Here is a 26640-nt window from a genome sequence, read left to right on the forward strand (position 1 = left end):
CCTACCACCATGCGAGAGAAACATGGACGTCCTCCGCCCCGAAGCCCTGGAACAGATCTACGCCCACGCCAGCCGCAGCTACCCCGAGGAGTGCTGTGGTTTTGTCTTCGCCGACGGCAGCGTGTACCTGGGCAGCAATATCCAGAACGAGTTGCACAGCAAGAACCCCGAGATGTACCCGCGCAACGCCGCCAACGGCTACACATTCTCGGTGGCCGACACCCTGCTGCTGAGCAAAGCGTTTCGCAGCAACAACCCAGTGGTGGTGATCTACCACTCCCACCCGGATGTCGGCGCCTATTTCAGCGACGAAGACGAGGACAAGGCGCTGTTCATGGGCGAACCGATCTACCCCGTCAGCTACCTGGTGGTGGACGTTCGCCAGGGCCAGTCCCTGGGTTCCAAGCTGTTTGCCTGGGATGGCAAGCATTTCGCCCTTCAACCTTTCAACGACCTGCACACGGAGTTGTCCATGAACGCTGTCTCTTTCCCCGACATTCTGGTTCGCGTGGCCAAGCTGCCGGAATCGACCCTCGAGGGCGCCGGAACGACATTGCGCGAAGTCATTGAAAACCTCTGCAGCAGCCACCCGCAGTTGCGTGCGCACCTGTTCCACGAGAAGAACAACCAGCTCAAGGAGCACTTTCTGTTTACCGCCGAAGAAGAACTGGTCGGCGCCGACGATCCGCTTCCGGAAAAAGCCCGGATCGAAGTACTGCTCGCCACGTCGGGCGGTATGGATGTCGATGCCCTTAGCAATGAAGAAGTGCAACGCTACGTGCGCCATATCACCCTGCCCGGCGTCGGCCGCGAAGGCCAGTTGAACCTCAAGAAAGCCAAGGTGCTGATCATCGGCACCGGTGGCCTGGGCTCACCGATCAGCCTGTACCTGGCAGCAGCCGGCGTCGGCACCCTGGGGCTGGTGGACTTCGATGTGGTGGAAAGCAGCAACCTGCAACGCCAGATCGTGCATGGCAACAGCACCCTCGGCATGCCCAAGGTCGAGTCCGCCAAGCAACGTCTGCAAGACCTCAACCGCCATATCCAGATCAACGCCCACGACACCGCCCTGAACGCCGATAACGCCCCGGAACTGGTGGGCGCCTATGACCTGGTGATCGACGGCACCGACAACTTCGACACCCGCTACCTGGTCAACGACGCCTGCGTGCAATTGGGCAAGCCTTTGGTATACGGCGCCATCTACCGTTTCGACGGGCAGATCAGCGTACTCAACTATAAAGGTGGCCCCTGCTACCGCTGCCTGTTCCCCAGCGCGCCGCCCGCCGAACTGGCGCCCAATTGCAGCGCCGGTGGCGTGATCGGCGTGTTGCCCGGTGTGGTCGGGATGATCCAGGCCACCGAGGCCATCAAGCTGTTGATCGGCATCGGTGAACCGCTGTCCGGCCGCTTGATGCGCTTCGATGCGCTGGCAATGAAGTTCAGCGAGATCCGCTTCAAGCGGCGTGCCGACTGCCCGTGCTGCTCCGAACTGCGCCACAGCGAAAGCGTGGCGCCGGCTGTCTGTGCGGACGCTGTGCCCAGCCAGCCGTCCCTGGCCGAAGAGCGCTACATAAAGCCCCGTGTACTCAAGCAATTGCTCGAACACCCGCGCAGCGTCGATGTGTTGCTGGACGTGCGTGATGCCAGCGAACTGGAGGTGTGCAAATTGCCAGGTGTGGTGCATATCCCCCTGGCCGAACTGGACAATCAGCTCGACCGCCTCAGCCGGGACAACACCCACTACCTGATCTGCTACGCCGGCACCCGCGCCGAGCAAGCCGCCAGCACCTTGCTGGCGGCGGGTTTCGCCAATACCAAAGTCCTGCAGGGCGGCATGAAGCATTGGGTTCGCGACGTCGAACCTGACATGCCCTTGTATTGAGCCGAGGACTGAATGATGTTGCACAACTCCATTCTCGAGGTCATCGGCCAAACGCCGATCGTGCGCCTGGCGCAGTTCTCCGAAGACCTCGGCATCGAGGTCTATGCCAAGCTCGAATCCCTCAACCCGGGCGGCAGCCACAAGGCGCGCATCGCCCTGGGCATGATCCTCGACGCCGAACGCCGGGGCGTGCTGATCCGTGACTCCGGGCAAACCATCATCGAGCCCAGCGGCGGCAATACCGGTATCGGCCTGGTCATGGCCGGCAATGTACTGGGCTACAAGGTCGTGCTGGTGATCCCCGACAACTACAGCCCCGAAAAACAGAAGCTGCTGCGCCTGTACGGGGCCAAGGTGGTGCTGTCGGACAGCCGCCTGGGCAACAACTCCCATGGCGAAAAGTGCATGGAGCTGCAGCTGGAAAACCCCAGCTACGTGATGCTCAACCAGCAACGCAACGGCGCCAACCCGCAGACCCATCGCGACACCACCGCGCCGGAAATCCTGCGTGCGTTCGGCGAGCGTCGTGCTGACTACTTTGTCAGCGGGATCGGCACGGGCGGGCATATCACAGGCATCGGCGAAACCCTCAAAGCCGCCTGGCCGGGGCTGCGCGTCATGGGGGTGGAACCGGAAGAATGCGACCTGCTGAAAAACCAGCATGCGCCGCACCATGTCCAGGGCCTGTCGATCGGCCTGATCCCGAGCATCCTCAACCTGGACGTGATCGACGGCATGCTCAAGGTCTCGCGCCAGGACTGCATCGACATGATGAAACGCATCATGCGCACCGACGCCATCAGCCTGGGCTTGTCCTCGGCCGCCAACATGGTGGCTGTCGCCCAACTCGCCCCGGAACTGCCACCCGAAACGGTGGTGCTGACCATGGTCTACGACAATGCCGACAGCTACCTGCCCAGTTTCGAATAAGCGCTCTTCCAACCAATCAGACTAAGGGGGTGCCTCAATGGGTGGCTTTATCGACATGCAACAGTTGCACGATGAGTTGCTGACTCACCTCATCAAGACCCTCACGCCGGCACAGATGAAACAGCTGGAGCCGCATCTGGCGCCGCTGGTACAGAATGCCGCCCAGGCGGTGGCCGAGGATTTGATCGCCTACGCCTACCGCGACCCGGCATCACGCGGGCGCGGTGAGCTGATCCTGGAGTCCTACGCGTCGTTCAAGGCGGTGCTGTATTACCGGCTGGCGCACCTGGTGTGGCATTTCCCCGACCAGACCAACGGCGTCTTCTCCCGTATCGCCCTCAAGCTGAGCAACCAGGGCAAGGTGCTTTCCGGCGCCGAGATCCACCCGGCGGCGCGTATCGGTCGGCGCTTCGTACTGGACCACGGCTACGGCACCGTGATCGGCGAAACGTGTGAGATCGGCAACGACTGCTACATCCTCTGCGGCGTGACCCTGGGCGCCCGCGGCATCGCCAACAACCCCGACGGCAAGCGCCATCCACGTCTGGGTAATAACGTCGAGGTCGGTTCCGGCGCCCGCGTGCTCGGCTATGTGTTGATCGGCGACAACGTGTTTATCAGCCCGTCCTGCGTGATCACCCAGGACGTGCCCGCCGGCACCAAGGTGAAGGTGGTAAACCAGATCCAACTGCAAAAAAACGACGAGTCGGACCACAGTAAATACCTGGGCGCCTTCGCCCTGGATGAGCGTCTGCACGTGGTCGGCGAGATCAATACCAGCCACAAGGTCACGGTGCTGGACGCCGACTTCCATCCCTTGCCCGGGCTGATGCTGGAGCCTACGGTGAAGGAACGTCACCACCTGCAATTTCGCCTGCATCGCATCGAATCGGGCAACCACCTGCCACGCCTGCCGCTGAACCTGAAGGTCTGCGGCCCTGAATTTGAAATCACCCTGCTTTCCCCGCCTGGCTTGAGTGCGATGGTGCGCTCCCTGTTGCAAGCCAGCCCATTGATCGTCGGAGGTTGAACATGTCCGTGCACACCATGGAAACCCTGGCGCTGTTCGACAGCGCACCCTACCAGAACGCCTTCAGCGCCCGAGTGATTGCCATCAGCGAACACGGCGTCGCCCTGGAACACACGTTGTTCTACCCCACCGGGGGCGGGCAGCCAGGCGACACGGGGCACCTCACCCTGGCGGACGGTACGCGGGTCGAAGTGACCGGCACAGTGCGCGACCCGGTGCAGCGCTCGATCATCTGGCACCAGGTGGAACACTGCCCCGAACAATTGACCGCCGGGGTGCAGGTGGACGCCGGCCTCGACTGGGACCGGCGCTACCAGCACATGAAGATGCACACCTGCCTGCACCTGTTGTGCTCGATCATTGACGCGCCGGTCACCGGATGCAGCATCAGTGCAGACAAAGGCCGCCTGGACTTCGACCTGCCGGAAATGACCCTCGACAAAGACAGCATCACCCGCGACCTCAACGCGCTGATCGAGCAGGCCCACCCGGTGAAAACCCTGTCGATGCCGGCCACCGAGTACGCCACCCTGCTGCAGATCACCCGCACCCAGGCGGTGGCGCCACCGGTGGTCCAGGGAGCGGTGCGGGTGATTGAAATCGCCGGTATCGATATCCAACCATGCGGCGGCACCCATGTGCTCAACACCGAAGAAATCGGCCGGGTGTTCTGCGAGAAGATCGAGAAGAAGAGCAAACACAACCGCAGAGTCATACTGCGATTCGAGTGAACACGGTCAACTGTGGGAGGCCCCCTCCCACATTCATTGGATTTGCACAGGTGAATACGTGGTGTCTGCTAGATCACGATCAGATCCACAAACCGGTTTACCGGTGTCGCCTCGAGCCGCGCCTGATCCTTGCACAACGCAAAAATCTCGGCACTGCGCTGCGCGGTAAACCGTGTGGCCAGGTTGGCCTTGAACTTGTCTTCCAATAACGGAATGCCCTCCACCCGGCGGCGGCGATGGCCGATCGGGTACTCCACCGCCACCTGTTCGGTATGCGTACCGTCCTTGAAGAACACCTGCACCGCGTTGGCGATGGAACGCTTGTCCGCCTCCAGGTATTCGCGGCTGTAGCGCGGATCCTCGACGATGACCATTTTATCCCGCAGTTCATCGATGATCGGATGGGCGGCGTGGAATTCGTCTTCGTACTGCTCGGCCACCAGATTGCCGAACGCCAGTGGCACGGCGGTCATGTATTGCAGGCAGTGGTCACGGTCAGCGGCGTTGGCCAGTTGTCCGACCTTGGAGATGATGCGAATCGCCGATTCATGGGTGGTGATCACGATACGCTCGATTTCATGCAAGCGATCCTTGACCAACGGATGCAAGGTCACCGCCGCTTCGCAGGCCGTTTGCGCATGGAACTCGGCGGGGAAGCTGATCTTGAACAGCACGTTCTCCATCACATAGGTGCCGTAGGGCTGGGACAGACTGAACCCACGCTTGTCCTTCGGTTTGAGCGCCAGGTCCTTGTTGGTATGGCTGAACAGTACGTCATAGAACCCCCACTGCGGCGCGCTCAACACGCCAGGGATGCCCATCTCGCCGCGCATCGCGATATCCGCCAGACGCACGCCCCGGCTGGAAGCATCTCCCGCCGCCCAGGATTTGCGCGAACCGGCATTCGGTGCATGCCGATACGTGCGCAATGCCTGCCCATCGACAAACGCGTGGGACAAGGCCGCCATCAGTTGTTCACGGTTGGCCCCCATCAGTTTGGCCGTCACCGCCGTTGAAGCGACTTTCACCAACAGCACATGGTCGAGGCCAACGCGGTTGAACGAGTTTTCCAGGGCAATCACGCCCTGGATTTCGTGGGCCATGATCATTGCTTCCAGCACCGCGCGCAGGGTCAGCGGTGCCTCGCCGTTGGCGATGCGCTTTTGCGACAAGTGGTCGGCCACAGCGAGGATGCCGCCGAGGTTATCCGAGGGGTGTCCCCACTCGGCGGCAAGCCAGGTGTCGTTGTAGTCGAGCCAGCGTACGATGCAGCCGATGTCCCACGCCGCCTTGACCGGATCTAGCCGGAACGAAGTGCCTGGTACACGAGCGCCAAACGGCACCACCGTGCCCTCGACCATCGGCCCCAGGTGCTTGGTGCACTCCGGGAAACGCAGGGCCAGCAGGCCGCAACCCAAGGTGTCCATCAGGCAGTTGCGGGCGGTGTCCAATGCATCCTGAGAGTCGATCCGGTAAGTGAGGACATAATCGGCGATGTCCTGCAGGACCTGGTCGTAGTCGGGACGGTTGTTCTGGTCGACGTTGGCGCTCATGGCAGTACTCCTAAAAGGTTGGGTTAGTCCTCAGGATCACGGTTGATCGCTCCATCGCAGGTCTGGCCGCCTGCTTGGGGGTATGAAGATCCAATGTGGGAGGGGGCAAGCCCCCTCCCACACTGGGGACAGTGTGGGTTGTTAGAAAGCGTCGCCGGGCACGCGTACGAAACCTTCCATCAGCACCCGGGCGCTGCGGCTCATGATGGCTTTCTTCACCACCCACTCGCCGTTCACCTGGGTGGCCTCTGCGCCGACGCGCAAGGTGCCGGACGGGTGCCCGAAGCGCACGGCATTGCGCTCCACACCACCGGCCGCGAGGTTGACCAGGGTGCCGGAAATCGCCGCCGCCGTGCCGATCGCCACCGCCGCCGTGCCCATCATCGCGTGGTGCAATTTGCCCATGGACAGCGCACGCACCAGCAGGTCCACATCACCCGCCTTGATCGCCTTGCCACTGGACGCCACGTAGTCGGCCGGCTTGGCCACAAACGCCACCTTCGGCGTGTGTTGGCGTTGGGCGGCTTCGTCCAGGTGCTGGATCAGGCCCATGCGCAACGCGCCATAAGCCCGCACGGTCTCGAACATTGCCAGGGCTTTCGGGTCGCTGTTGATCGCGCCTTGCAGCTCGGTGCCGGTGTAGCCGAGGTCTTCGGCGTTGATGAAAATGGTCGGGATACCGGCGTTGATCAGCGTCGCCTTGAAGGTGCCGACGCCAGGCACTTCCAGGTCGTCCACCAGGTTGCCAGTGGGGAACATCGAACCACCGCCGCCCTCTTCTTCCGCCGCCGGGTCCATGAATTCCAACTGCACTTCGGCGGCCGGGAAGGTCACGCCATCCAGTTCGAAGTCGCCGGTTTCCTGCACCGCGCCGTCAGTGATCGGCACGTGGGCAATGATGGTCTTGCCGATGTTGGCTTGCCAGATACGCACCACAGCCACGCCGTTGTGGGGCAGGCGTGTCGGATCGACCAGGCCGGCGCTGATGGCAAAGGAACCGACCGCCGCCGACAGGTTGCCGCAGTTGCCGCTCCAGTCGACAAAGGGTTTGTCGATGGAGACCTGGCCGAACAGGTAATCCACGTCGTGATCGGCGCGGGTGCTCTTGGCCAGGATCACCGTCTTGCTGGTGCTCGAGGTGGCGCCGCCCATGCCGTCGATTTGCTTGTCGTAGGGGTCGGGGCTGCCGATCACCCGCAATAGCAAGGCATCGCGTGCGGCGCCCGGTACCTGCGCCGATTCGGGCAGGTCTGTGAGGCTGAAAAACACGCCCTTGCTGGTGCCGCCACGCATGTAGGTGGCGGGGATCTTGATTTGCGCTACGTGTGCCATGGTGTCCCCTCAGGCCGTCGCCGCCGATTCCAGGAAGTCCTGGGCAAAGCGTTGCAACACGCCGCCCGCCTCGTAGATCGACACTTCTTCGGCGGTGTCGAGGCGGCAGGTCACCGGCACCTCGACACGTTCGCCATTCTTGCGGTTGATCACCAGGGTCAACTGCGCCCTCGGAGTACGTGCGCCGACCACATCATAGGTCTCGCTGCCATCGATCTTCAGGGTGTGGCGGTCGGTGCCCGGCAGGAACTCCAGCGGCAACACGCCCATGCCCACCAGGTTGGTGCGGTGGATGCGCTCGAAACCTTCGGCGGCAATCGCCTCGACACCGGCCAGCCGCACGCCCTTGGCCGCCCAGTCGCGAGACGAGCCCTGGCCGTAGTCCGCGCCGGCAATGATGATCAGCGGTTGCTTGCGCTCCATGTACGTTTCGATGGCCTCCCACATCCGCGTGACCTGGCCTTCCGGCTCGATGCGCGCCAGGGAACCCTGCTTGACCTTGCCGTTTTCCACCACCATTTCGTTGAACAGTTTCGGGTTGGCGAAGGTGGCGCGCTGCGCGGTCAAGTGATCGCCCCGATGCGTCGCGTAGGAGTTGAAGTCGACTTCCGGCAGGCCCATTTTCGCCAGGTATTCGCCGGCGGCGCTGTCGAGCATGATCGCGTTGGAGGGCGACAGGTGGTCGGTGGTGATGTTGTCCGGCAGCACCGCCAGCGGGCGCATGCCCTTGAGCGGACGGGCACCGGCCAGAGCACCTTCCCAGTAAGGTGGGCGGCGGATATAGGTGCTTTGCGGACGCCATTCGTACAGCGGCGCGACTTTCGGGCCAGTGTCTTCGTGGATGGCGAACATCGGGATGTAGACCTGGCGGAACTGCTCCGGCTTGACCGAGGCCTTGACCACTGCGTCGATCTCTTCGTCGCTCGGCCAGATGTCCTGCAGGCGGATTTCCTTGCCATTCGCGTCGAGGCCAAGCACGTCTTTCTCGATGTCGAAGCGGATGGTGCCGGCAATCGCATACGCGACCACCAGCGGCGGCGACGCGAGAAACGCTTGCTTGGCGTAGGGATGAATACGCCCGTCGAAGTTACGGTTGCCCGAGAGCACGGCGGTGGCGTACAGGTCGCGGTCGATGATCTCCTGCTGGATCACCGGGTCGAGTGCGCCGGACATGCCGTTGCAGGTGGTGCAGGCAAACGCCACCACACCGAAGCCGAGTTTTTCCAGCTCATGGCCCAGGCCGGCTTCTTCCAGGTACATCGCCACGGTTTTCGAGCCGGGTGCCAGGGACGATTTGACCCACGGCTTGCGGGCCAGCCCCAGCTTGTTGGCGTTGCGCGCCAGCAGGCCGGCGGCGATCACGTTGCGCGGGTTGCTGGTGTTGGTGCAACTGGTGATGGCGGCGATGATCACTGCGCCGTCAGGCATTTGGCCTGGCACTTCGTCCCACTGGCCGGAAATACCCTTGGACGCCAGATCGCTGGTGGCAACGCGAGCATGGGGGTTGCTCGGGCCGGCCATGTTGCGTACGACGCTGGACAGATCGAAGGTCAGCCCTCGCTCGTACTGCGCGCCCTTGAGGTCATCGGCCCACAGGCCGGTGTGGCGAGCGTACTGCTCCACCAGCGTGACTTGTTCGTCTTCGCGGCCGGTGAGTTTCAGGTAGGCGATGGTCTGTTGGTCGATGTAGAACATCGCCGCAGTCGCGCCGTATTCCGGGGCCATGTTGGAGATGGTTGCACGGTCGCCGAGCGTGAGTGCCGAAGCACCTTCGCCGAAGAACTCCAGCCAGGCGCCAACCACTTTCTGTTTACGCAGGAACTCGGTCAGCGCCAGCACCATGTCGGTGGCGGTGATGCCCGGTTGCAGCTTGCCGGTCAATTCGACGCCGACGCTTTCCGGCAGGCGCATCCACGAGGCGCGACCGAGCATCACGCTCTCGGCTTCCAGGCCGCCGACACCGATGGCGATCACGCCCAGGGCATCCACGTGCGGGGTGTGGCTGTCGGTGCCGACGCAGGTATCGGGGAAGGCCACGCCGTCGCGCACCTGGATCACCGGGGACATTTTCTCCAGGTTGATCTGGTGCATGATGCCGTTGCCGGGCGGGATCACATCGACGTTCTTGAAGGCCTTCTTGGTCCACTCGATGAAGTGGAAACGGTCTTCGTTGCGACGGTCTTCGATGGCGCGGTTTTTTTCGAACGCGTCCGGGTCAAAACCACCGGCTTCGACGGCCAGGGAGTGGTCGACGATCAGTTGGGTCGGCACTACCGGGTTGACCTGGGCCGGGTCACCGCCTTGCAGGGCGATGGCGTCACGCAGGCCGGCGAGGTCGACCAGAGCGGTCTGGCCGAGGATGTCGTGGCACACCACACGCGCCGGGAACCATGGGAAGTCGAGGTCGCGCTTGCGTTCGATCAGTTGGCTCAAGGAAGCATTGAGGGTGGCTGGGTCGCAGCGGCGCACCAGGTTTTCCGCGAGGACGCGGGAGGTGTAAGGCAAGGTGGCGTAGGCGCCAGGGGTGATTGCCTCGACGGCCGCACGGGCGTCGAAGAAATCCAGGCGGCTGCCGGGAAGCGGTTTGCGGAATTCAGTGTTCATCGTCAGGACTCGGTCACGGTGATAACAAAGGGAGGACCTGCACCGATCCAGAATTGAAATGCGGTCACAATGTGGGAGGGGGCTTGCCCCCGATAGCGGTGGGTCAGTGCCCGCTGCATCAACTGACAGACAGCAATCGGGGGCAAGCCCCCTCCCACATTTGATCCGGTTAACAATTCGGGATCGTCGGCATTCCCATTCAGCGACGTTCGATTGGCACGAACTTGCGCTGCTCGACGCCGGTGTATTCGGCGCTTGGACGGATGATGCGGTTGTTGGCGCGCTGTTCGAACACATGCGCCGCCCAGCCCGTCAGGCGCGAGCACACGAAGATCGGGGTGAACAGCTTGGTCGGGATGCCCATGAAGTGGTACGCCGAGGCATGGTAGAAGTCAGCGTTGGGGAACAGCTTCTTCTGTTCCCACATAGTCTTGTCGATGGCTTCGGAAACCGGGAACAGCACCTTGTCGCCCACCTCGTCCGCAAGTTTTTTCGACCAGCCCTTGATCACTTCATTACGCGGGTCGCTGTCTTTGTAGATCGCGTGGCCAAAGCCCATGATCTTGTCCTTGCGCGCCAGCATGCCGAGGGTGCCTTCGACCGCCTCTTCAGCGGACGAGAAACGCTCGATCATTTCCATCGCCGCTTCGTTGGCGCCGCCGTGCAGCGGGCCGCGCAGCGAGCCGATGGCGGCGGTGACGCAGGAATACAGGTCGGACAGGGTCGAGGCACACACCCGGGCGGTGAACGTCGAGGCGTTGAATTCGTGTTCCGCGTAGAGGATCAGCGACACGTTCATCACCTTGACGTGCAACTCGCTGGGCTTCTTGCCGTGCAGCAGGTGCAGGAAGTGGCCGCCGATGCTCGGCTCGTCGGTCACGCAGTCGATGCGCTTGCCGTCGTGGCTGAAGCGGTACCAGTAGCACATGATCGCCGGGAAGGCAGCGAGCAGGCGGTCGGTAACGTCGCGCTGCACGCTGAAGTCTTTTTCCGGCTCGATATTGCCCAGGAACGAGCAACCGGTGCGCATTACGTCCATCGGGTGGGCGTCGGCGGGGATACGCTCCAGCACTTCCTTCAGCGCTTGCGGCAGGTCGCGCAGCTTGCCCAGCCTGGCGCTGTAGGCGGCCAGCTCGGTCTTGGTCGGCAACTCGCCGTACAGCAGCAGGTAGGCGACTTCTTCAAATTGCGCATCGGCGGCCAGTTCGCGCACGTCGTAGCCGCGATAGGTCAGGCCGGCACCCGCCTGGCCCACGGTGGACAGTGCGGTCTGCCCGGCCACCTGGCCACGCAGGCCGGCACCACTCAATACTTTTGCTTCAGCCATGTCTGTTCTCCAATCTTGAATTTATTCGGGAGTGCGCCGGGTTATTTTTTCGCGGCAAACAGCGCATCGAGCTTCTGCTCGAAGGTGTGGTAGTCGATGCGATCGTAAAGCTCCATGCGGGTCTGCATGGTGTCGATCACGTTCTGTTGGGTACCGTCGCGACGGATCGCGGTGTAGACATTCTCGGCGGCCTTGTTCATGGCGCGGAAGGCCGAAAGCGGGTACAGCACGATGGAAACATCGGCAGATTTCAACTGTTCGGTGGTGTACAGCGGCGTGGCGCCGAACTCGGTGATGTTGGCCAGGATCGGCGCTTTCACGCGGGAGGCGAACAGTTTGTACATCTCCAGCTCGGTGATGGCTTCCGGGAACACCATGTCGGCGCCGGCCTCGATGCAGGCGGCGGCACGTTCCAGCGCGGATTCCAGGCCTTCGACGGCCAGCGCATCGGTACGCGCCATGATCACGAAGCTGTCATCGGTGCGCGCATCCACGGCGGCCTTGATACGGTCGACCATTTCCTGCTGGGACACGATTTCCTTGTTCGGGCGATGACCGCAACGCTTGGCGCCCACCTGATCTTCGATATGGATGGCGGCCGCGCCGAACTTGATCATCGACTTGACGGTGCGCGCCACATTGAATGCCGAGGAGCCGAAGCCGGTGTCCACGTCCACCAGCAGCGGCAGGTCGCACACGTCGGTGATGCGGCGTACGTCGGTCAGCACATCGTCCAGGCCGGTGATGCCCAGATCCGGCACACCGAGGGAGCCAGCCGCAACCCCGCCACCCGACAGGTAGATCGCCTTGAACCCGGCGCGCTTGGCCAGCAGTGCGTGGTTGGCGTTGATCGCACCCACCACCTGCAGCGGGTGTTCACTGGCGACCGCGTCACGGAAACGCTGGCCGGGAGTCGTCTTGTTATTGGAACTCATCATTCACCTCGTGATGGGGGAGTGCCGTCCGGGAAGTGACGGGCAATATTGCGTTTGGATGCGCCGATATGCCGGCGCATCAACAGTTCGGCCAGTTCACCGTCGCGATCGGCAATCGCGTCGAGAATGCGGTGGTGCTCGGCAAAGGCCTGGCGCGGACGATTGGGGGTGGCGGAAAACTGGATGCGGTACATACGCACCAATTGGTACAGCTCGCCGCAGAGCATCTGGGTCAGGGTGCGGTTGCCGGCGCCCTGGATGATCCGGTAATGGAAGTCGAAGTCGCCCTCCTGCTGGTAATAGCCCAGGCCGGCCTGGAAGGCTTCGTCGCGCTCGTGGGTGTGCAGCACTTGGCGCAATTCTTCGATTTCCGCGTCGGTCATGCGCTCGGCAGCCAGGCGACAAGCCATGCCTTCGAGGGATTCGCGGATTTCATAGAGCTCGATCAGTTCGTCGTGGCTCAACGACACCACCCGCGCGCCGACGTGGGGCACGCGCACCAGCAGGCGCTGGCCTTCCAGGCGGTGGATCGCCTCACGCAGCGGGCCACGGCTGATGCCGTAGGTGCGCGCCAGCTCCGGCTCGGAGATCTTGCTGCCCGGGGCGATCTCGCCCTTGACGATGGCGGCCTGGATACGCCGGAAGACGTTCTCGGACATGGTCTGGGAAACGTCTTGCGCCACCACTGGGGATTCCAGCTGATCCAGCATATTGTCAACACCTTTGAAAGCAATTCCGCAAAAACTAGCCAATCAGTCCAGGATAGTCAAAGAATAAATACATATTGTCGACAATCGTCTAATAACCAGGGTTGCACCCTATCAGGGCATGGCCGCCTGCCAGCGCTGGCGCCAAAAAAGCATCATGTTAGAATGCCCGGCACTTTTGCCTGACATCATTGGATGAAACGGCGTACGAGGGAGTTTGCGCAGCAATGCCAGTCGCCTTGAATTGAACATCGCACTGCCGCCTCGGGATCTATGAGACTCAAACCCTTCCTTCTATTGATGTGCCTGTTGACCGCACCCAGCCTCGGCGCTGCCGCCGAGAAGACCGTGTATGGCCTCAACGAATACGCCCAATTGGCCGGTATCGACCTGGAAGTCGCCGCCAAACTGGATACCGGTGCCAAGACCGCCTCGCTCAGTGCCCGTGATATCAAGCGCTTCAAGCGCAACGGCGAATCCTGGGTGCGCTTCTACCTGGCCATCGACACCGCCCATTCCCATCCCATCGAGCGTCCCCTGGCCCGCGTCAGCAAGATCAAGCGCCGCGCCGGTGACTACGACCCCGATGAGGACAAGAACTACACCGCCCGTCCGGTGATTGCCCTGGATATCTGCATGGGCACTGCTTTACGCAGCATCGAAGTGAACTTGACTGACCGCAGCGCATTCCAATACCCGCTGCTGATCGGCTCCGAAGCGCTGAAACGCTTTGATGCGCTGGTCGACCCCAGTCTTAAATACGCAGCAGGCAAACCCGCCTGCGCCGCCGACGCTCATACCGCCGAGTAAACCGAATGCGCTCTCTGACCCTGCACCTGAAGATCCTGATCACCATCCTGGTGGTTTTGGGTATTTCGGTCACCGCTTATCAGATCTTCGTGCTGGGGATCCCCGTCACCGAGGACGCCACCGACGACTTGTGGAACATCGACGCCAAGGTCGAGTTCGTCGCCAACCCGAAAGACCCGGTGAAGATCCAGATGTTCGTGCCGCCCCTGAGCCGCGACTTCGTCAGCCTCAACGAAAGCTTCATCTCGAATAACTACGGGGTGAGCGTCAACCGCATCGACGGCAACCGCAAGGTCACCTGGTCGGCGCGCCGCGCCAAGGGTAACCAGACCCTGTACTACCGCCTGGTGCTCACCAAGCGCTACAGCGGCGAGAAGGTCAAGGTCAAAGGCCCCACCTTCCGCGACAGCATCGCCGTGGAAGGCCCGGAAAAGATTGCCGCCGAAGCCCTGCTGGCGCCGATCCGCCAGCACTCGGCCGACGTCGAGACGTTTATCACCGAAGCGATCAAGCGCACCAATAACCTCAACGACGACAATGTGAAACTGCTGCTGGCGGGCGACCCTTCGACGCCACACAAGGCCAAGATCGTCGAGCTGCTGCTGTCCATCGCCCACGTGCCGGTGGAAAAGGTCCACACCATCCGCCTGGTCGCCGACCAGCCGCAAACCCCGGAACTGTGGTTGCGCAGCTTCAACGGCAATGACTGGTTGTACTTCAACCCGGAAACCGGCGAACAGGGCCTGCCCGCCGACCGCCTGCTGTGGTGGACCGGTGATGAAAACCTGATCACCGTCGAGGGCGGCAAGAAGGCCATGGTGACCTTCAGCCTGAACAACAGCGAGATGAACGCGATTCGCCTGGCCAAGCTGACCGACGAGAACACCGACGCCAACTTCCTCGAATACTCGCTGTACGGCCTGCCGCTGCAAACTCAGCAGACCTTCATGATCATGGTGATGATCCCGATTGGCGTGCTGGTGATCCTCATCCTGCGCAACCTGATCGGCCTGCAGACACTCGGCACGTTCACCCCGGTGCTGATCGCCCTGGCCTTCCGCGAGACGCAGCTGGGCTTCGGGATTGTGCTGTTTACGATTATCACGGCGCTGGGGCTGTCCCTCAGGTCGTACCTGGAACACCTGAAATTGCAGATGCTGCCAAGGTTGTCGGTGGTGCTGACCTTCGTGGTAGTGCTGATTGCGGCCATCAGCCTGTTCAGCCATAAGCTGGGGCTGGAGCGCGGGTTGTCGGTGGCGCTGTTCCCGATGGTGATCCTGACCATGACCATCGAACGCCTGTCCATCACCTGGGAGGAACGCGGCGCCAACCATGCGCTGAAAGTGGCGATTGGTACGCTGTTCGCGGCGTCCCTGGCGCACCTGATCATGAGCGTGCCGGAGCTGATCTACTTCGTGTTCACCTTCCCGGCGGTCCTGCTGATCCTGGTGGGGTTCATGCTGGCCATGGGGCGTTATCGCGGTTACCGCCTGACCGAGCTGGTGCGTTTCAAGGCGTTCTTGAAGGCTGACCGGTAATGTTCGGTTTCTGGAAGACCTGGAAAGCCCTGGAAGCGCGCGGGATCATGGGCATCAACCGGCGTAACGCCGACTACGTGCTCAAGTACAACAAGCGCAGCCTGTACCCGATCGTGGATGACAAGATCATCACCAAGGAGCGCGCGCTGGCGGCCGGCATCCATGTACCGGAAATGTACGGGGTGATCAGCACCGAGAAAGAAATCGACAAGCTCGACGAGATCATCGGCGGGCGCAGCGACTTCGTGATCAAGCCGGCCCAGGGCGCCGGCGGGGACGGCATCCTGGTGGTCGCCGACCGCTTTGAAGGGCGCTATCGCACGGTGTCGGGCAAGATCATCAGCCATGAAGAGATCGAGCATCAGATTTCCAGCATCCTCACTGGCCTGTATTCCCTGGGCGGCCACCGTGATCGTGCGTTGATCGAATACCGTGTGGTGCCCGACCAGATCTTCAAGAGCATCAGCTATGAAGGCGTGCCGGACATTCGCATCATCGTGCTGATGGGCTACCCGGTGATGGCGATGCTGCGCTTGCCGACCCGCCAGTCGGGCGGCAAGGCCAACCTGCACCAGGGTGCAATTGGCGTCGGCGTGGACCTCGCCACCGGCCTGACCCTGCGCGGCACCTGGCTGAACAACATCATTACCAAACACCCCGACACCACCAATGCGGTGGATGGCGTGCAGCTGCCCAACTGGGACGGTTTCATGAAGCTCGCCGCCGGCTGCTATGAGCTGTGCGGGCTGGGCTATATCGGCGTGGACATGGTGCTGGACCAGGAAAAAGGCCCGTTGATCCTGGAACTGAATGCGCGGCCTGGGCTGAATATCCAGATTGCCAATGACTGCGGCCTGACCCTGCGCACCCATGCGGTGGAAGCACGGTTGGAAGCGCTGAACGCCGCTGGCGTGACGGAAACCCCGGAAGAACGGGTGAAGTTCGTGCAGGAAATGTTTGGGCATATTCCCCCCGTCGAAGGCTGATCAGGTCTTCAATCTGTCTATCCCCGACATCCCCCCTAGGAGCAAATCCTACGGGGGACTACAATCCCCTCCCCCGCGCCAATGGCTGATCCACCCCGCATGTTGACCTGCTCCGTACACCCGCTGCCCTACCGGGCCAACCCCGCCGAGTATTTCGCGGCGATTCGCCATGCGCCTGGCGCAGTGCTGCTGGACAGCGGCCGACCGGCAGCCGAGCGCGGACGGTATGACCTGTTGAGCGCGTGGCCACACACGACATTGACGGTATCGCACGACGAAAGCGGCAGTGATTTCCTGCAACGCTTGCGTGCAAATCTTACGCAGTTGGGCGAGGCGGATCTGCCTGCTGGTTATGAGCTGCCGTTTGCCGGTGGGTTGATCGGTTACCTGAGCTATGACTTTGGCCGACACCTGGAGCACATGCCGCACCTTGCCGCGGATGACCTGCACCTGCCGGATGCGCGCTTCGGGCTGTATGCCTGGGCATTGATCAGTGATCATCAGGCGCAGACCAGCCAGCTCGTGTTTCATCCGACACTGGCCGATAGCGAGCAGCAACGCTTGATCACTCTGTTCGGCCAGCCGGTCGCCGACAGCGCGGCAATCTTCAAGTTGAACGGTCCCATGGCGCCGGACCTCACCGCCGAGGCCTACCGCCAGGCTATCGTGCGCATCCAGGATTACATCCAGGCCGGCGACTGCTACCAGGTGAACTTTGCCCAGCGTTTCCGGGCCCCGTGCATCGGCGATCCATGGGTCGCTTACTGCGCCCTGCGCGAAGCTTGCCCGACGCCGTTCTCCGGGTTCCAGAGCCTGCCGGACGACGGCGCGGTGCTGAGCTTGTCGCCAGAGCGTTTCGTGCACATCAGCAAACGCCAGGTCGAAACCCGCCCCATCAAAGGCACCCGCCCACGCGGCCTGACGCCTGAGGAAGACGCCGCCAACGCCGCCGAACTGCTGGCCAGCCCCAAGGACCGCGCCGAAAACCTGATGATTGTCGACCTGCTGCGCAACGACCTGGGGCGCACCTGCCGCACCGGCTCGGTCAGCGTGCCGGAGCTGTTCAGCCTGGAAAGCTACCCCAACGTGCACCACCTGGTGAGCAGCGTCATCGGCGAGCTGGCCGACGGCAAGGACGCGCTCGACCTGATCGCCGGCAGCTTCCCCGGCGGCTCCATCACCGGCGCGCCGAAGATCCGCGCGATGCAGATCATCGACGAGCTGGAGCCGACTCGCCGTGGGTTGTACTGCGGCTCGCTGGTGTATCTGGATGTGCGCGGCGAGATGGACAGTTCCATCGCCATTCGCAGTTTGCTGGTGAAGGATGGCCAGGTTTGTTGCTGGGGCGGCGGCGGGATTGTCGCGGACTCGGAATGGGAGGCGGAGTACCAGGAGTCGCTGACGAAGGTGCGGGTGTTGTTGGAGACACTGGACGGTTTGTAGTGACTGGGCTGGCCTCTTCGCGGGCAAGCCCGCTCCCACATTTGACTGCATTCTCATGATGGAACTCGGTCAAGTGTGGGAGCTGGCTTGCCTGCGAAGAGGCCATCAGCCGCGCTGAAAGCCTTACAGGCTCAACGACCGATTCGAGGCCTTGATGAATTCTTTCTTCAAATCCTCGAAGGTATGCACCGCCGGGAATTGCGGGAATTCGCGAATCACGTTTTCCGGCGCGTGGAACAGAATCCCACGGTCGGCTTCGCCCAGCATGGTGGTGTCGTTGTAGGAGTCGCCGGCGGCGATCACGCGGTAGTAGAGGGTCTTGAAGGCCAATACCGACTGGCGCTTCGGATCTTTCTGGCGCAGTTGGTAACTCACCACACGGTCAGTTTCGTCGGTAATCAGCCGGTGGCACAGCAGGGTCGGGAAACCCAGCTGACGCATCAGCGGCTGGGAGAATTCGTAGAAGGTGTCGGACAGGATCACCACCTGGAAGCGCTCGCGCAGCCAGTTGACGAACTCGACGGCGCCATCCAGCGGTTTGAGGGTGGCGATCACTGCCTGGATGTCGGCGAGCTTGAGCCCGTGCTCGTCGAGGATGCGCAGGCGCTGCTTCATCAGCACGTCGTAGTCGGGAATGTCCCGGGTGGTGGCGCGCAGGGATTCAATACCGGTTTTTTCGGCGAAGGCGATCCAGATTTCCGGAACCAGTACCCCTTCCAGGTCGAGACAGGCAATTTCCACAAGACACTCCCTTATAGATGTTGTTGGTTGAGCGAGCAAAAGGACTGCCGAACTCTAGCGATTCATGCTCGCCGCCGCAACGCAGGGCGGATTTTGATACCATCGCTCCCCTATAGAGCGCTCAGCGCCACTGACCTGTAGGAACCGTCCTGATGAACCAAGCCTTCGACGTCGCTGAACTCGCCGCGACTTATGCCAACAAATCCGCCCAGGACATTCTCAAGCTGGCGTTCAGCCAGTTCGGTGATGACCTGTGGATTTCCTTCAGCGGCGCCGAGGACGTGGTGCTGGTAGACATGGCCTGGAAGCTGAACAAGAACGTTAAGGTGTTCAGCCTCGACACCGGGCGCTTGCACCCGGAGACCTATCGGTTCATTGAGCAGGTGCGCGAGTTCTACAAGATCGATATCGAGTTGATCTCGCCGGACCAGAGCAAGCTGGAACCTTTCGTCAAAGAGAAAGGCCTGTTCAGCTTCTATAAGGACGGCCACGGCGAATGCTGCGGCGTACGCAAGATCGAACCGCTGCGCCGTAAACTCGCCGGCGTCACTGCCTGGGCCACCGGCCAGCGCCGCGACCAGAGCCCCGGCACCCGCAGCCAGGTGGCGGCGCTGGAAATCGACACGGCCTTCTCTACCCCGGAACGCACCCTGTACAAGTTCAACCCGCTGGCGCAGATGACCAGTGAGGAAGTCTGGGGTTACATCCGCATGTTGGAACTGCCTTACAACAGCCTGCATGAGCGCGGCTTCATCAGCATCGGCTGCGAGCCCTGCACCCGCCCGGTGTTGCCGAACCAGCATGAGCGTGAAGGTCGCTGGTGGTGGGAGGAAGCCACGCAGAAGGAATGCGGGTTGCATGCAGGGAATATCATCAGCAAGGCCTGAAGTTGCGCTGTAAAAAATGTGGAAGGGGGCTTGCCCCCGATAGCGGTGGGTCAGCCAGGTCAATAGTGACTGACACTCCGTAATCGGGGGCAAGCCCCCTCCCACATTTGAGTTATGTTAGCCACTGAACGTGTACACACATATGTAACCATCGGTGCCATTTATGTGTGCAATCCATCTTGTTGCGCACCATTACGTAACACCTCTCCCCTCCTGTCTTTTGTCTTTACAAATAGCCCGGCTCCCACCAAAAAATAAATAACTGTTCAAACGGTCAATTTATATCGCTTTGAATTCAGCTAGTTATTCAATAAACCTATAAAAAAGAAATTACCCCAGGTTTTCATAGATCAAAAACTGGCACGCAAGTGGCTTAAGGTGAAACACGCTTTGTATACAATAAGTACAAAACATACATACACTTTGCCATCTGCGGCCTGGCTGCCGATGTGCTGGAGCCTGCCGGAATGCGTACAAGCCTCTCGAATAACATCGCACTGGATCTGCCCTCCTCCCTGAAGCCCGAAGCCATCGAGCACGGCCCTCTGGTGCTGAGCCCACGCCTGCACAACAAGGACCTGGCGCCCACCAAGGTTGAAGGCCGGCGCTGGGGTCGCTATAGCATCTTTGCGCTGTGGACCAATGACGTGCACAACATCGCCAACTACTCGTTCGCCATTGGTTTGTATGCGCTGGGCCTGGGCGGCTGGCAGATTCTGTTGTCTCTCGGCATCGGTGCGGCGCTGGTGTACTTCTTCATGAACCTGTCGGGTTATATGGGCCAGAAAACCGGTGTGCCGTTTCCAGTGATCAGCCGTATCAGCTTCGGCATTCATGGCGCGCAGATTCCGGCGTTGATCCGCGCGGTGATTGCGATTGCCTGGTTCGGCATCCAGACCTACCTGGCGTCGGTGGTGTTCCGCGTGTTGCTGACGGCGATTCATCCCGGCTTTGCCGAATACGACCACAATTCGATCCTGGGCCTATCGTCCCTCGGCTGGGTGTGTTTCGTGGCAATCTGGCTGGTGCAATTGGTGATCCTGGCCTACGGCATGGAAATGGTACGCCGCTACGAAGGCTTCGCCGGACCGGTGATTTTGCTCACCGTGGCGTCGTTGGCCGGTTGGATGTATTTCCAAACCGGCGGGACCATCGCCTGGTCTATCCGCGAGCCGCTGAGCGGCGGCGAGATGTGGCGCAATATCTTTGCCGGCGGCGCGCTGTGGCTGGCGATCTACGGCACGCTGATCCTCAATTTCTGTGACTTCGCCCGCTCCTCGCCGTGCCGCAAGACCATTCAGGTGGGTAATTTCTGGGGCCTGCCAGTGAATATCCTGGTGTTTGCCGCGATCACCGTGCTGCTGTGCGGCGGGCAATTCCAGCTCAATGGCCGAGTGATCGAAAGCCCGACCGAGATCATCGCGGCCATCCCGAATACCTTTTTCCTGGTGCTGGGCTGCCTGGCGTTCCTGATCGTCACCGTGGCCGTGAACATCATGGCCAACTTCGTCGCGCCGGCCTTTGTGCTGAGCAACCTGGCGCCCAAGTACCTGAACTTCCGTCGCGCCGGGTTGATCAGCGCCACCGTGGCGGTGCTGATCCTGCCGTGGAACCTCTACAACAGCCCCCTGGTGATCGTGTACTTCCTGTCCGGCCTGGGCGCGCTGTTGGGGCCACTGTATGGGGTGATCATGGTCGATTACTGGTTGATCCGTAAAAGCCAGGTGGACGTGCCGCAGTTGTACAGCGAAGACCCGCGCGGCGTTTATTACTACAGCCGTGGAGTCAATTTGCGTGCGGTGGCAGCGTTTATTCCTGCGGCGGTGATCGCCATTCTCCTGGCCTTGTTACCGGGTTTTGCCAACGTGTCACCGTTTTCCTGGATGTTTGGCGCCGGTATTGCAGGGCTGTTGTACTTGCTGATCGCCAAGCGCCAGCCGTTCTACGCCGATGTCAGCGGCGAAAGCATTGCCGTCGATAACGTCAGTCATTAATCAAGGACCTTCCATGCGTATCCTCGTGGTCAACGTCAACACCACCGAATCCATCACTGAAACCATCGCCCAGCAGGCGCGCGCCGTGGCTGCGCCGGGCACCGAGATTGTCGGGCTCACGCCGTACTTCGGCGCCGAATCGGTGGAGGGCAACTTTGAAAGCTATCTGGCGGCCATCGCGGTGATGGACCGGGTGATGGCCTATGACCAGCCGTTTGATGCAGTGATCCAGGCCGGGTACGGCGAGCATGGTCGTGAAGGCTTGCAGGAATTGCTCAACGTGCCGGTGGTGGACATCACCGAAGCCGCCGCCAGCACCGCGATGTTCCTGGGTCACGCCTACTCGGTAGTGACCACCCTGGACCGCACGGTGCCGCTGATCGAAGACCGCCTGAAACTGGCCGGCCTGTACCAGCGCTGCGCCTCGGTGCGCGCCAGTGGCATGGCGGTGCTGGAGTTGGAAGAAAACCCGCTGGCAGCGATGGAGGCCATCGTGCGCCAGGCGGAACTGGCCATCAGCGAAGACAAGGCCGAGGTGATCTGCCTGGGCTGTGGCGGCATGGCCGGGCTGGATGAGCAGATTCGCCAGCGCACCGGTGTGCCGGTGGTGGATGGGGTGACAGCGGCGGTGACCATTGCCGAGTCGCTGGTGCGGCTGGGGTTGTCGACGTCGAAGATCAGGACTTACGCAACGCCAAGGGCGAAAAAAGTCATCGGTTGGCCGCGCTGAAGCGTTGGTTCAACTGCTGCTCGGCGAATTGCTCGATGATGAAATCCACAAACGCGCGGGTCTTGCCGGGCAGCAGTTTGTGTTCGGCGTAGTAGATGGAGATGTTGCCGTCGTCGACGTACCAGTCGGGCAGCACTCGAACCACCGCACGGCTGTCCAGGAATGGCACGGCCATAGGCATGCTCACCAAGGCGACGCCCAGGCCTTGGGCGCTGGCGCAGCAGGCGGCTTCGGAATCGCTCATGGTCATGCTCGGTCTAAGCACCAGCGGGCGGTGTTCACGCTCGGTACTGGTCAATTGCCAGGAGCGCACGCGTCCGGTCTGCGGTGAACGGATGAGAATCCCGTGGCAACGCGCCAGGTCTTCGGGCACCCGCACCGGGGGACGCTGTGCCAGATAGTCCGGTGACGCCACCAGCACGCGATGGGCCGGGGTCAACTTGCGCGCCACCACTCCCTGGGGCAGCTCGAAGCCACCACCGATGGCGGCATCGAAACCCTGGCCGATCAGGTCGACCTGGCGGTTATCGAAATGCCAGTCCGGGCTGATGTCCGGGAAGCGGCGCATGAACGCGCCCAATAGCGGCACCACGTAGCGATTGCCAAACACCGTACCCATGCTCACTTTCAACGTGCCCACCGGCCGCCCTTCAGCGCTGGCCAGGTTGGCCACGGCGTTCTGGATGGTGGTAAGGCTGCCGCTGACCTCTTCGAGAAACAGCTTGCCGGCTTCGGTGAGGGTAAGGCGCCGGGTGCTGCGCTGGAACAGGCGTACGCCCAAACGCGCTTCGAGCTTGGCGACACTTTTGCCCACCGCCGCCGGTGTCAGGCTCAGGTGCCGCGCCGCTTCGGCAAAGCTGCCACCTTCAGCGCTGCGCACGAAACATTCGATACTGCCAAAGCTTTCCATATCGACCACTCTAAACTTTTGGTTTACACAGACTATAGCAATCCTGGTCTACCGGGAGGGGCTGGCGAGGTCGATACTCGGTTCCAACAACAAGGCATCCCGCCTTGAACAGCTTGGAGATCGACATGACCACCCAAAACCTCAGCGGCAAAGTCGCCTTGATTCAAGGCGGTTCTCGCGGCATCGGCGCCGCCATCGTCAAACGTCTTGCCGCGCAGGGCGCAGCCGTTGCCTTTACCTACGTCAGCTCGGCCGCCAAGGCCGAAGAACTGCAGAACAGCGTGATCAGCGAAGGCGGCAAAGCCCTGGCGATCCATGCCGACAGCGCCGATGCCGATGCGATACGCAATGCGGTCAACGCCACCGTCGAAGCCTTTGGGCGTCTGGATATACTGGTGAACAACGCCGGCGTGCTGGCCATCGCGCCGCTGGAGGATTTCAAGCTGGAAGACTTTGACCAGACCCTGGCAATTAACGTACGCAGCGTGTTTATCGCAACCCAGGAAGCGGCCAGGCATATGGGTGAAGGCGGCCGCGTGATCAATATCGGCAGCACCAATGCCGAACGCATGCCGTTTGGTGGCGGTGGCCCATATGCGATGAGCAAGGCAGCGCTGGTGGGCTTGACCAAGGGCCTGGCGCGGGATCTGGGGCCACGGGGGATCACCATCAACAACGTGCAACGTGGGCCGGTGGATACCGATATGAACCCGGCCAACAGTGACTTTGCCGAGAGTCTGATTGGGTTGATGGCGGTGGGGCGGTATGGGCATGTGGAGGAGATTGCCAGTTTTGTGGCTTACCTCGCAGGACCGGAAGCGGGCTATATCACCGGTGCAAGCTTGACCATCGATGGAGGCTTCAGCGCCTAGGGCTTCCTGAACACTGCCAATCAAATGTGGGAGGGGGCAAGTAGAATCGTCGCACCGCCCCTCCCACATTTTCAACCGCGATCAATCAGGCTCGAGGTGGCAGGCCGTAGGCCGCCAGGTCAAAGTCCGCGAGCTTGCGGATGATCTGGTCGGCGTGGTGGTACTTGCTGTCGGCCATGGCTTCATCCGGCACGGCGATGGCGGTCATATGGGCAGCTTTGGCAGCAGTGACGCCGAAGGGTGAGTCTTCGAACACCAGGCAATCCTCGGGCGCAACGCCCAGGCGGCGGGCGGCGGTGAGGAAGATGTCTGGCGCGGGTTTGGCGGCGCCGACTTCCGGGTCGTCAGCGGTGACGATGGTGTCGAACAGGCCAAACCATTCGCGGTGCAAGGTGGTCTTGTGGCCAAACGAATTGCGCGACGAACTGGTGCCCACGGCAATCGGGATATTGTGCGCCTTCAAGTGCCGCACCAAGGCTTCGGCGCCGGGCATGCCCAAGGCCTTGGGGAAACGCTCGCTCATCAGCGGTTCGCGGATCTCCAGGAATTGAGCCGGTGTGATCGGCAGGTCCAGCGCCTTCACCACGTAGTCCGCCAGGTCCTGGGCACCACGCCCGATGATGTGCTGCTTGATGCCCCAGTCGTAGATGCGACCGTAGCGTTCGGCGATGATTTGCGTGACTTCTGTGTAGATGCCTTCCGTGTCCAGCAACAACCCGTCCATATCGAAAATCACGGCCTTGATCGGACCGACTGCGGTACGCGGTGCATTCATCACGACAACCTAAGGGAAAGACTAAAAGGATTCAGCACAATAGCGGTGCGGGTCCCACGCAGGCAACCGCCATGACTTTGTATCGATTCGATTCCCGAGTTGATGGCCCTTCATATCAGTGCCTCATAACTGGCAACAGTTATACCGGTCGGTGTGTGCGGCGACCGTCTACGGTTTGTGAGGGCAGCGCGAACCGCCACTGGCCGGCGTCTGAAAATATCGCTTGATAACCTTATAAAAGACTTATTAATCTTCCAATGAACTCCATCCACTGGACTAGAAAATCCGTAAAGCAACTGCTTCGGTTGCATACGTATCATCAGCAACAGGTACGCGATGCGGTGTCAGCGCTTGAGCGCATGCCCGAGGCAGCCAACGTCAAGGCATTGGTCAATTACCCCCATGGTTATCGCTTGCGCGTGGGTAATTACCGAGTCCTTTTCGATTGGGATCGCGATATCCATGTGGTCAGCATTGAAGAGGTCAAGAAGCGTGACGAGCGAACCTACTGCCGTACAGATCATCCACAATACGGAGGGCAAGCCAGCCTTTGTGGTGATTCCCTATGAACATTATCTGGCCCGGCAGAACGATCCAAATCTGATTCCCCATGCGGTGGTAAGCCGCCTGGTGGATGGGGCAACCCCTATCCGTGCATGGCGCGAACACCTGAACCTGACCCAGGAAGAGGTTGCCAAACGCCTGGGCATTTCCCAATCCGCATTTGCCCAACAAGAGTCGGTGAACAAACCTCGCCGTGCAACACGGGAAAAAATTGCCAAGGCCTTCGGCATCAACGCCAGTCAACTGGAGCTATAAAGTGTAACTCTGGAAAATCCGCGCCCTCAGCCCACCCATTGCAGCCCTTGCTCAAGGCTTCCACCTGGATCCGCGCATGGGCCAGTGCCGTAGAGGGCGATGCCACAGGCCACTTCGAGCCAAACTTCACACCGCTCGAGGCAGGCAACCCATGCCGGCCAGGGTCGTCTCCACCGCTTCATCCAGCGGCGTGCAAGGTTCAGCGCCCAATACCGCAACCAGCCGCGTGTTATCGAGCAGCACAGGGGTTTGCCACAGGTAACGCATCTCCAGCATTTCACGGAAGGTGACGACAAAGGGCGAAGCTATTTTGAGCAGCCACCAGGGGAACATCCTGACGACAGGCTGTTGCCCCGTCCTACGCAGCACCACGCGCTGGATCGCCCGGCTCAGCTGTGTGCCATCCGTGTCCACCTGCCCCGCCATATGAAAACGCGCGAACGCCTCCAGGGTTTCACGGCGCTCGAGCAGTTCAACCATCGTACGCGCCACATCGGGCAGGTACGCCCACTGATGGGCCACACCTGGCGCACCCGGATAATTGACGCTGCGCACGAGGTTGCCAGGTTTGACCAAGCCCTGGGAAAACCAGCTGTTGGCCGCCTGCGCACCGAAAAAGTCACCGGCGCGCACGATCAGCACCCTCGCCCCGTTGCCTGAAGCTTCGTATAAACGCTGCTCCAGTTGCACACGGATCGCGCCCTTGCGGGTTTGCGGGTGTTGAGGGGAGTCTTCGTGCAGTACGGGAAACGCGTCCGGCCCAAAGTTGTAGACGGTACCGGGCAACACAATGGTGGCGCCTTCCGCAACGGCCGCCGCGATGGTGTTGTCGATCATCGGCAGCACCCGCTCGGCCCAGTGCCGATAGCCCGGCGGGTTGACCGCGTGCACGATCACTTCACAGCCTCGGGCTGCAGCAAGTACGTCATCGCGGTTGAGTGCATCACCCTCAAGCCAGTCAAATGCGGCGTTCTGGCCACGGGCCTTGTCGACATCACGGGTCAACGCACGTACCTGCCAACCCGCCGCGAGCAGCTGCCGTGCGACTTCGCCACCAATGCCACCGGTTGCACCCAACACCAATACTTTGTTCATCACACT

23 protein-coding genes and 1 pseudogene are annotated in these 26640 nt (G+C 61.4%); 14 read left to right on the forward strand and 10 right to left on the reverse strand.

Annotation, left to right across the window (positions count from 1 at the left end; genetic code table 11):
• The first annotated feature begins 22 nt into the window (after positions 1-22).
• Genes moeB through AC3WP7_RS06085 form a run of 4 tightly spaced genes read left to right on the forward strand, consistent with a single transcriptional unit; the run spans position 23 to position 4576 of the window.
• Positions 23-1885, forward strand: a complete 1863-nt coding sequence (gene moeB, locus AC3WP7_RS06070; RefSeq protein ID WP_102592294.1) for a molybdopterin-synthase adenylyltransferase MoeB — start codon at positions 23-25, stop codon at positions 1883-1885.
• Between the two features lie 15 nt (positions 1886-1900).
• The gene (locus AC3WP7_RS06075; protein ID WP_102592301.1) at positions 1901-2815 is read left to right on the forward strand and encodes a PLP-dependent cysteine synthase family protein; all 915 of its coding nucleotides are present in this window, start codon (positions 1901-1903) and stop codon (positions 2813-2815) included.
• A gap of 37 nt (positions 2816-2852) precedes the next feature.
• Positions 2853-3845 (forward strand): serine O-acetyltransferase, encoded by a 993-nt coding sequence (locus AC3WP7_RS06080; RefSeq protein ID WP_092242695.1) that lies wholly within the window; start codon positions 2853-2855, stop codon positions 3843-3845.
• 2 nt (positions 3846-3847) lie between these two features.
• Entirely contained in the window at positions 3848-4576 is a 729-nt protein-coding gene (locus tag AC3WP7_RS06085; RefSeq protein WP_092242692.1) for an alanyl-tRNA editing protein, read from the forward strand.
• Positions 4577-4644: 68 nt separating this feature from the next.
• On the opposite strand, the gene prpD is transcribed toward AC3WP7_RS06085, so the two are convergent.
• From prpD to AC3WP7_RS06115, 6 genes are all read right to left on the reverse strand, one after another.
• Positions 4645-6129 carry a 2-methylcitrate dehydratase gene (gene prpD / locus AC3WP7_RS06090; RefSeq protein ID WP_102592293.1) on the reverse strand — a complete coding sequence of 495 codons (1485 nt, stop codon included), beginning with the start codon at positions 6127-6129 and terminating at the stop codon, positions 4645-4647.
• A 141-nt stretch (positions 6130-6270) separates the two neighbouring features.
• A complete protein-coding gene (gene prpF, locus AC3WP7_RS06095; protein ID WP_093529338.1) occupies positions 6271-7461 on the reverse strand; it encodes a 2-methylaconitate cis-trans isomerase PrpF in 1191 nt (396 codons plus the stop codon).
• A 9-nt stretch (positions 7462-7470) separates the two neighbouring features.
• Positions 7471-10065 carry a Fe/S-dependent 2-methylisocitrate dehydratase AcnD gene (gene acnD / locus AC3WP7_RS06100; RefSeq protein WP_102592292.1) on the reverse strand — a complete coding sequence of 865 codons (2595 nt, stop codon included), beginning with the start codon at positions 10063-10065 and terminating at the stop codon, positions 7471-7473.
• Positions 10066-10264: 199 nt separating this feature from the next.
• Positions 10265-11392, reverse strand: coding sequence for a bifunctional 2-methylcitrate synthase/citrate synthase (gene prpC, locus AC3WP7_RS06105; RefSeq protein WP_092242678.1), 1128 nt, complete (start codon positions 11390-11392; stop codon positions 10265-10267).
• Between the two features lie 41 nt (positions 11393-11433).
• Positions 11434-12327, reverse strand: coding sequence for a methylisocitrate lyase (gene prpB, locus AC3WP7_RS06110; protein ID WP_021491517.1), 894 nt, complete (start codon positions 12325-12327; stop codon positions 11434-11436).
• Positions 12327-13037 carry a GntR family transcriptional regulator gene (locus AC3WP7_RS06115; protein ID WP_102592291.1) on the reverse strand — a complete coding sequence of 237 codons (711 nt, stop codon included), beginning with the start codon at positions 13035-13037 and terminating at the stop codon, positions 12327-12329. Before AC3WP7_RS06115 ends, prpB begins: the two co-directional genes overlap by 1 nt.
• A 270-nt stretch (positions 13038-13307) precedes the next feature.
• Between AC3WP7_RS06115 and rloA the strand changes: the two genes are divergently transcribed.
• The 4 genes from rloA (at position 13308) to pabB (ending at position 17811) form a co-directional block, all read left to right on the forward strand.
• Positions 13308-13844, forward strand: a complete 537-nt coding sequence (gene rloA / locus AC3WP7_RS06120) for a retropepsin-like aspartic peptidase RloA (protein ID WP_058427391.1) — start codon at positions 13308-13310, stop codon at positions 13842-13844.
• Between the two features lie 5 nt (positions 13845-13849).
• Positions 13850-15382 carry an osmotic stress tolerance membrane protein RloB gene (gene rloB / locus AC3WP7_RS06125; RefSeq protein ID WP_092242672.1) on the forward strand — a complete coding sequence of 511 codons (1533 nt, stop codon included), beginning with the start codon at positions 13850-13852 and terminating at the stop codon, positions 15380-15382.
• On the forward strand, positions 15382-16368 hold the full coding sequence (locus tag AC3WP7_RS06130; protein WP_071491420.1) for an alpha-L-glutamate ligase-like protein: 987 nt from the start codon (positions 15382-15384) through the stop codon (positions 16366-16368). Before rloB ends, AC3WP7_RS06130 begins: the two co-directional genes overlap by 1 nt.
• A 99-nt stretch (positions 16369-16467) precedes the next feature.
• Positions 16468-17811 (forward strand): aminodeoxychorismate synthase component I, encoded by a 1344-nt coding sequence (pabB, locus tag AC3WP7_RS06135; protein ID WP_093514070.1) that lies wholly within the window; start codon positions 16468-16470, stop codon positions 17809-17811.
• A gap of 123 nt (positions 17812-17934) precedes the next feature.
• On the opposite strand, the gene thrH is transcribed toward pabB, so the two are convergent.
• A complete protein-coding gene (thrH, locus tag AC3WP7_RS06140) occupies positions 17935-18552 on the reverse strand; it encodes a bifunctional phosphoserine phosphatase/homoserine phosphotransferase ThrH (protein ID WP_102592290.1) in 618 nt (205 codons plus the stop codon).
• 152 nt (positions 18553-18704) lie between these two features.
• Here thrH and AC3WP7_RS06145 point away from each other — a divergent pair, with 152 nt between their 5' ends.
• From AC3WP7_RS06145 to AC3WP7_RS06155, 3 genes are all read left to right on the forward strand, one after another.
• Positions 18705-19439 (forward strand): phosphoadenylyl-sulfate reductase, encoded by a 735-nt coding sequence (locus AC3WP7_RS06145; RefSeq protein ID WP_071493897.1) that lies wholly within the window; start codon positions 18705-18707, stop codon positions 19437-19439.
• Positions 19440-19906: 467 nt separating this feature from the next.
• Entirely contained in the window at positions 19907-21433 is a 1527-nt protein-coding gene (locus tag AC3WP7_RS06150; RefSeq protein ID WP_093128091.1) for an NCS1 family nucleobase:cation symporter-1, read from the forward strand.
• A 13-nt stretch (positions 21434-21446) separates the two neighbouring features.
• Positions 21447-22163, forward strand: a complete 717-nt coding sequence (locus AC3WP7_RS06155) for an aspartate/glutamate racemase family protein (RefSeq protein ID WP_071491425.1) — start codon at positions 21447-21449, stop codon at positions 22161-22163.
• On the opposite strand, the gene AC3WP7_RS06160 is transcribed toward AC3WP7_RS06155, so the two are convergent.
• Entirely contained in the window at positions 22144-23073 is a 930-nt protein-coding gene (locus AC3WP7_RS06160) for a LysR family transcriptional regulator (protein WP_092242646.1), read from the reverse strand. The two genes, AC3WP7_RS06155 and AC3WP7_RS06160, sit on opposite strands and share 20 nt — an antisense overlap.
• 125 nt (positions 23074-23198) lie before the next feature.
• Between AC3WP7_RS06160 and AC3WP7_RS06165 the strand changes: the two genes are divergently transcribed.
• Complete coding sequence (locus AC3WP7_RS06165) at positions 23199-23945, forward strand: 3-oxoacyl-ACP reductase family protein (RefSeq protein WP_102592300.1); 747 nt, start codon at positions 23199-23201, stop codon at positions 23943-23945.
• Positions 23946-24030: 85 nt separating this feature from the next.
• Here the strand turns inward: AC3WP7_RS06165 and AC3WP7_RS06170 are convergent, their stop codons facing one another.
• Positions 24031-24720, reverse strand: coding sequence for an HAD-IA family hydrolase (locus AC3WP7_RS06170; RefSeq protein WP_092242643.1), 690 nt, complete (start codon positions 24718-24720; stop codon positions 24031-24033).
• 257 nt (positions 24721-24977) lie between these two features.
• Between AC3WP7_RS06170 and AC3WP7_RS06175 the strand changes: the two are divergent.
• Both AC3WP7_RS06175 and AC3WP7_RS06180 read left to right on the forward strand, forming a co-directional pair.
• Positions 24978-25229, forward strand: a pseudogene (locus AC3WP7_RS06175) (type II toxin-antitoxin system RelE family toxin); the annotation flags it as partial.
• Entirely contained in the window at positions 25183-25539 is a 357-nt protein-coding gene (locus AC3WP7_RS06180; protein WP_071491428.1) for a helix-turn-helix domain-containing protein, read from the forward strand. The pseudogene AC3WP7_RS06175 and the gene AC3WP7_RS06180, both read left to right, overlap by 47 nt.
• Before the next feature lie 126 nt (positions 25540-25665).
• Here the strand turns inward: AC3WP7_RS06180 and AC3WP7_RS06185 are convergent, their stop codons facing one another.
• Positions 25666-26634, reverse strand: a complete 969-nt coding sequence (locus AC3WP7_RS06185; protein ID WP_102592289.1) for an SDR family oxidoreductase — start codon at positions 26632-26634, stop codon at positions 25666-25668.
• Between the last annotated feature and the right edge of the window lie 6 nt (positions 26635-26640).

It is taken from the genome of Pseudomonas sp. FW305-3-2-15-C-LB1, assembly GCF_058787615.1.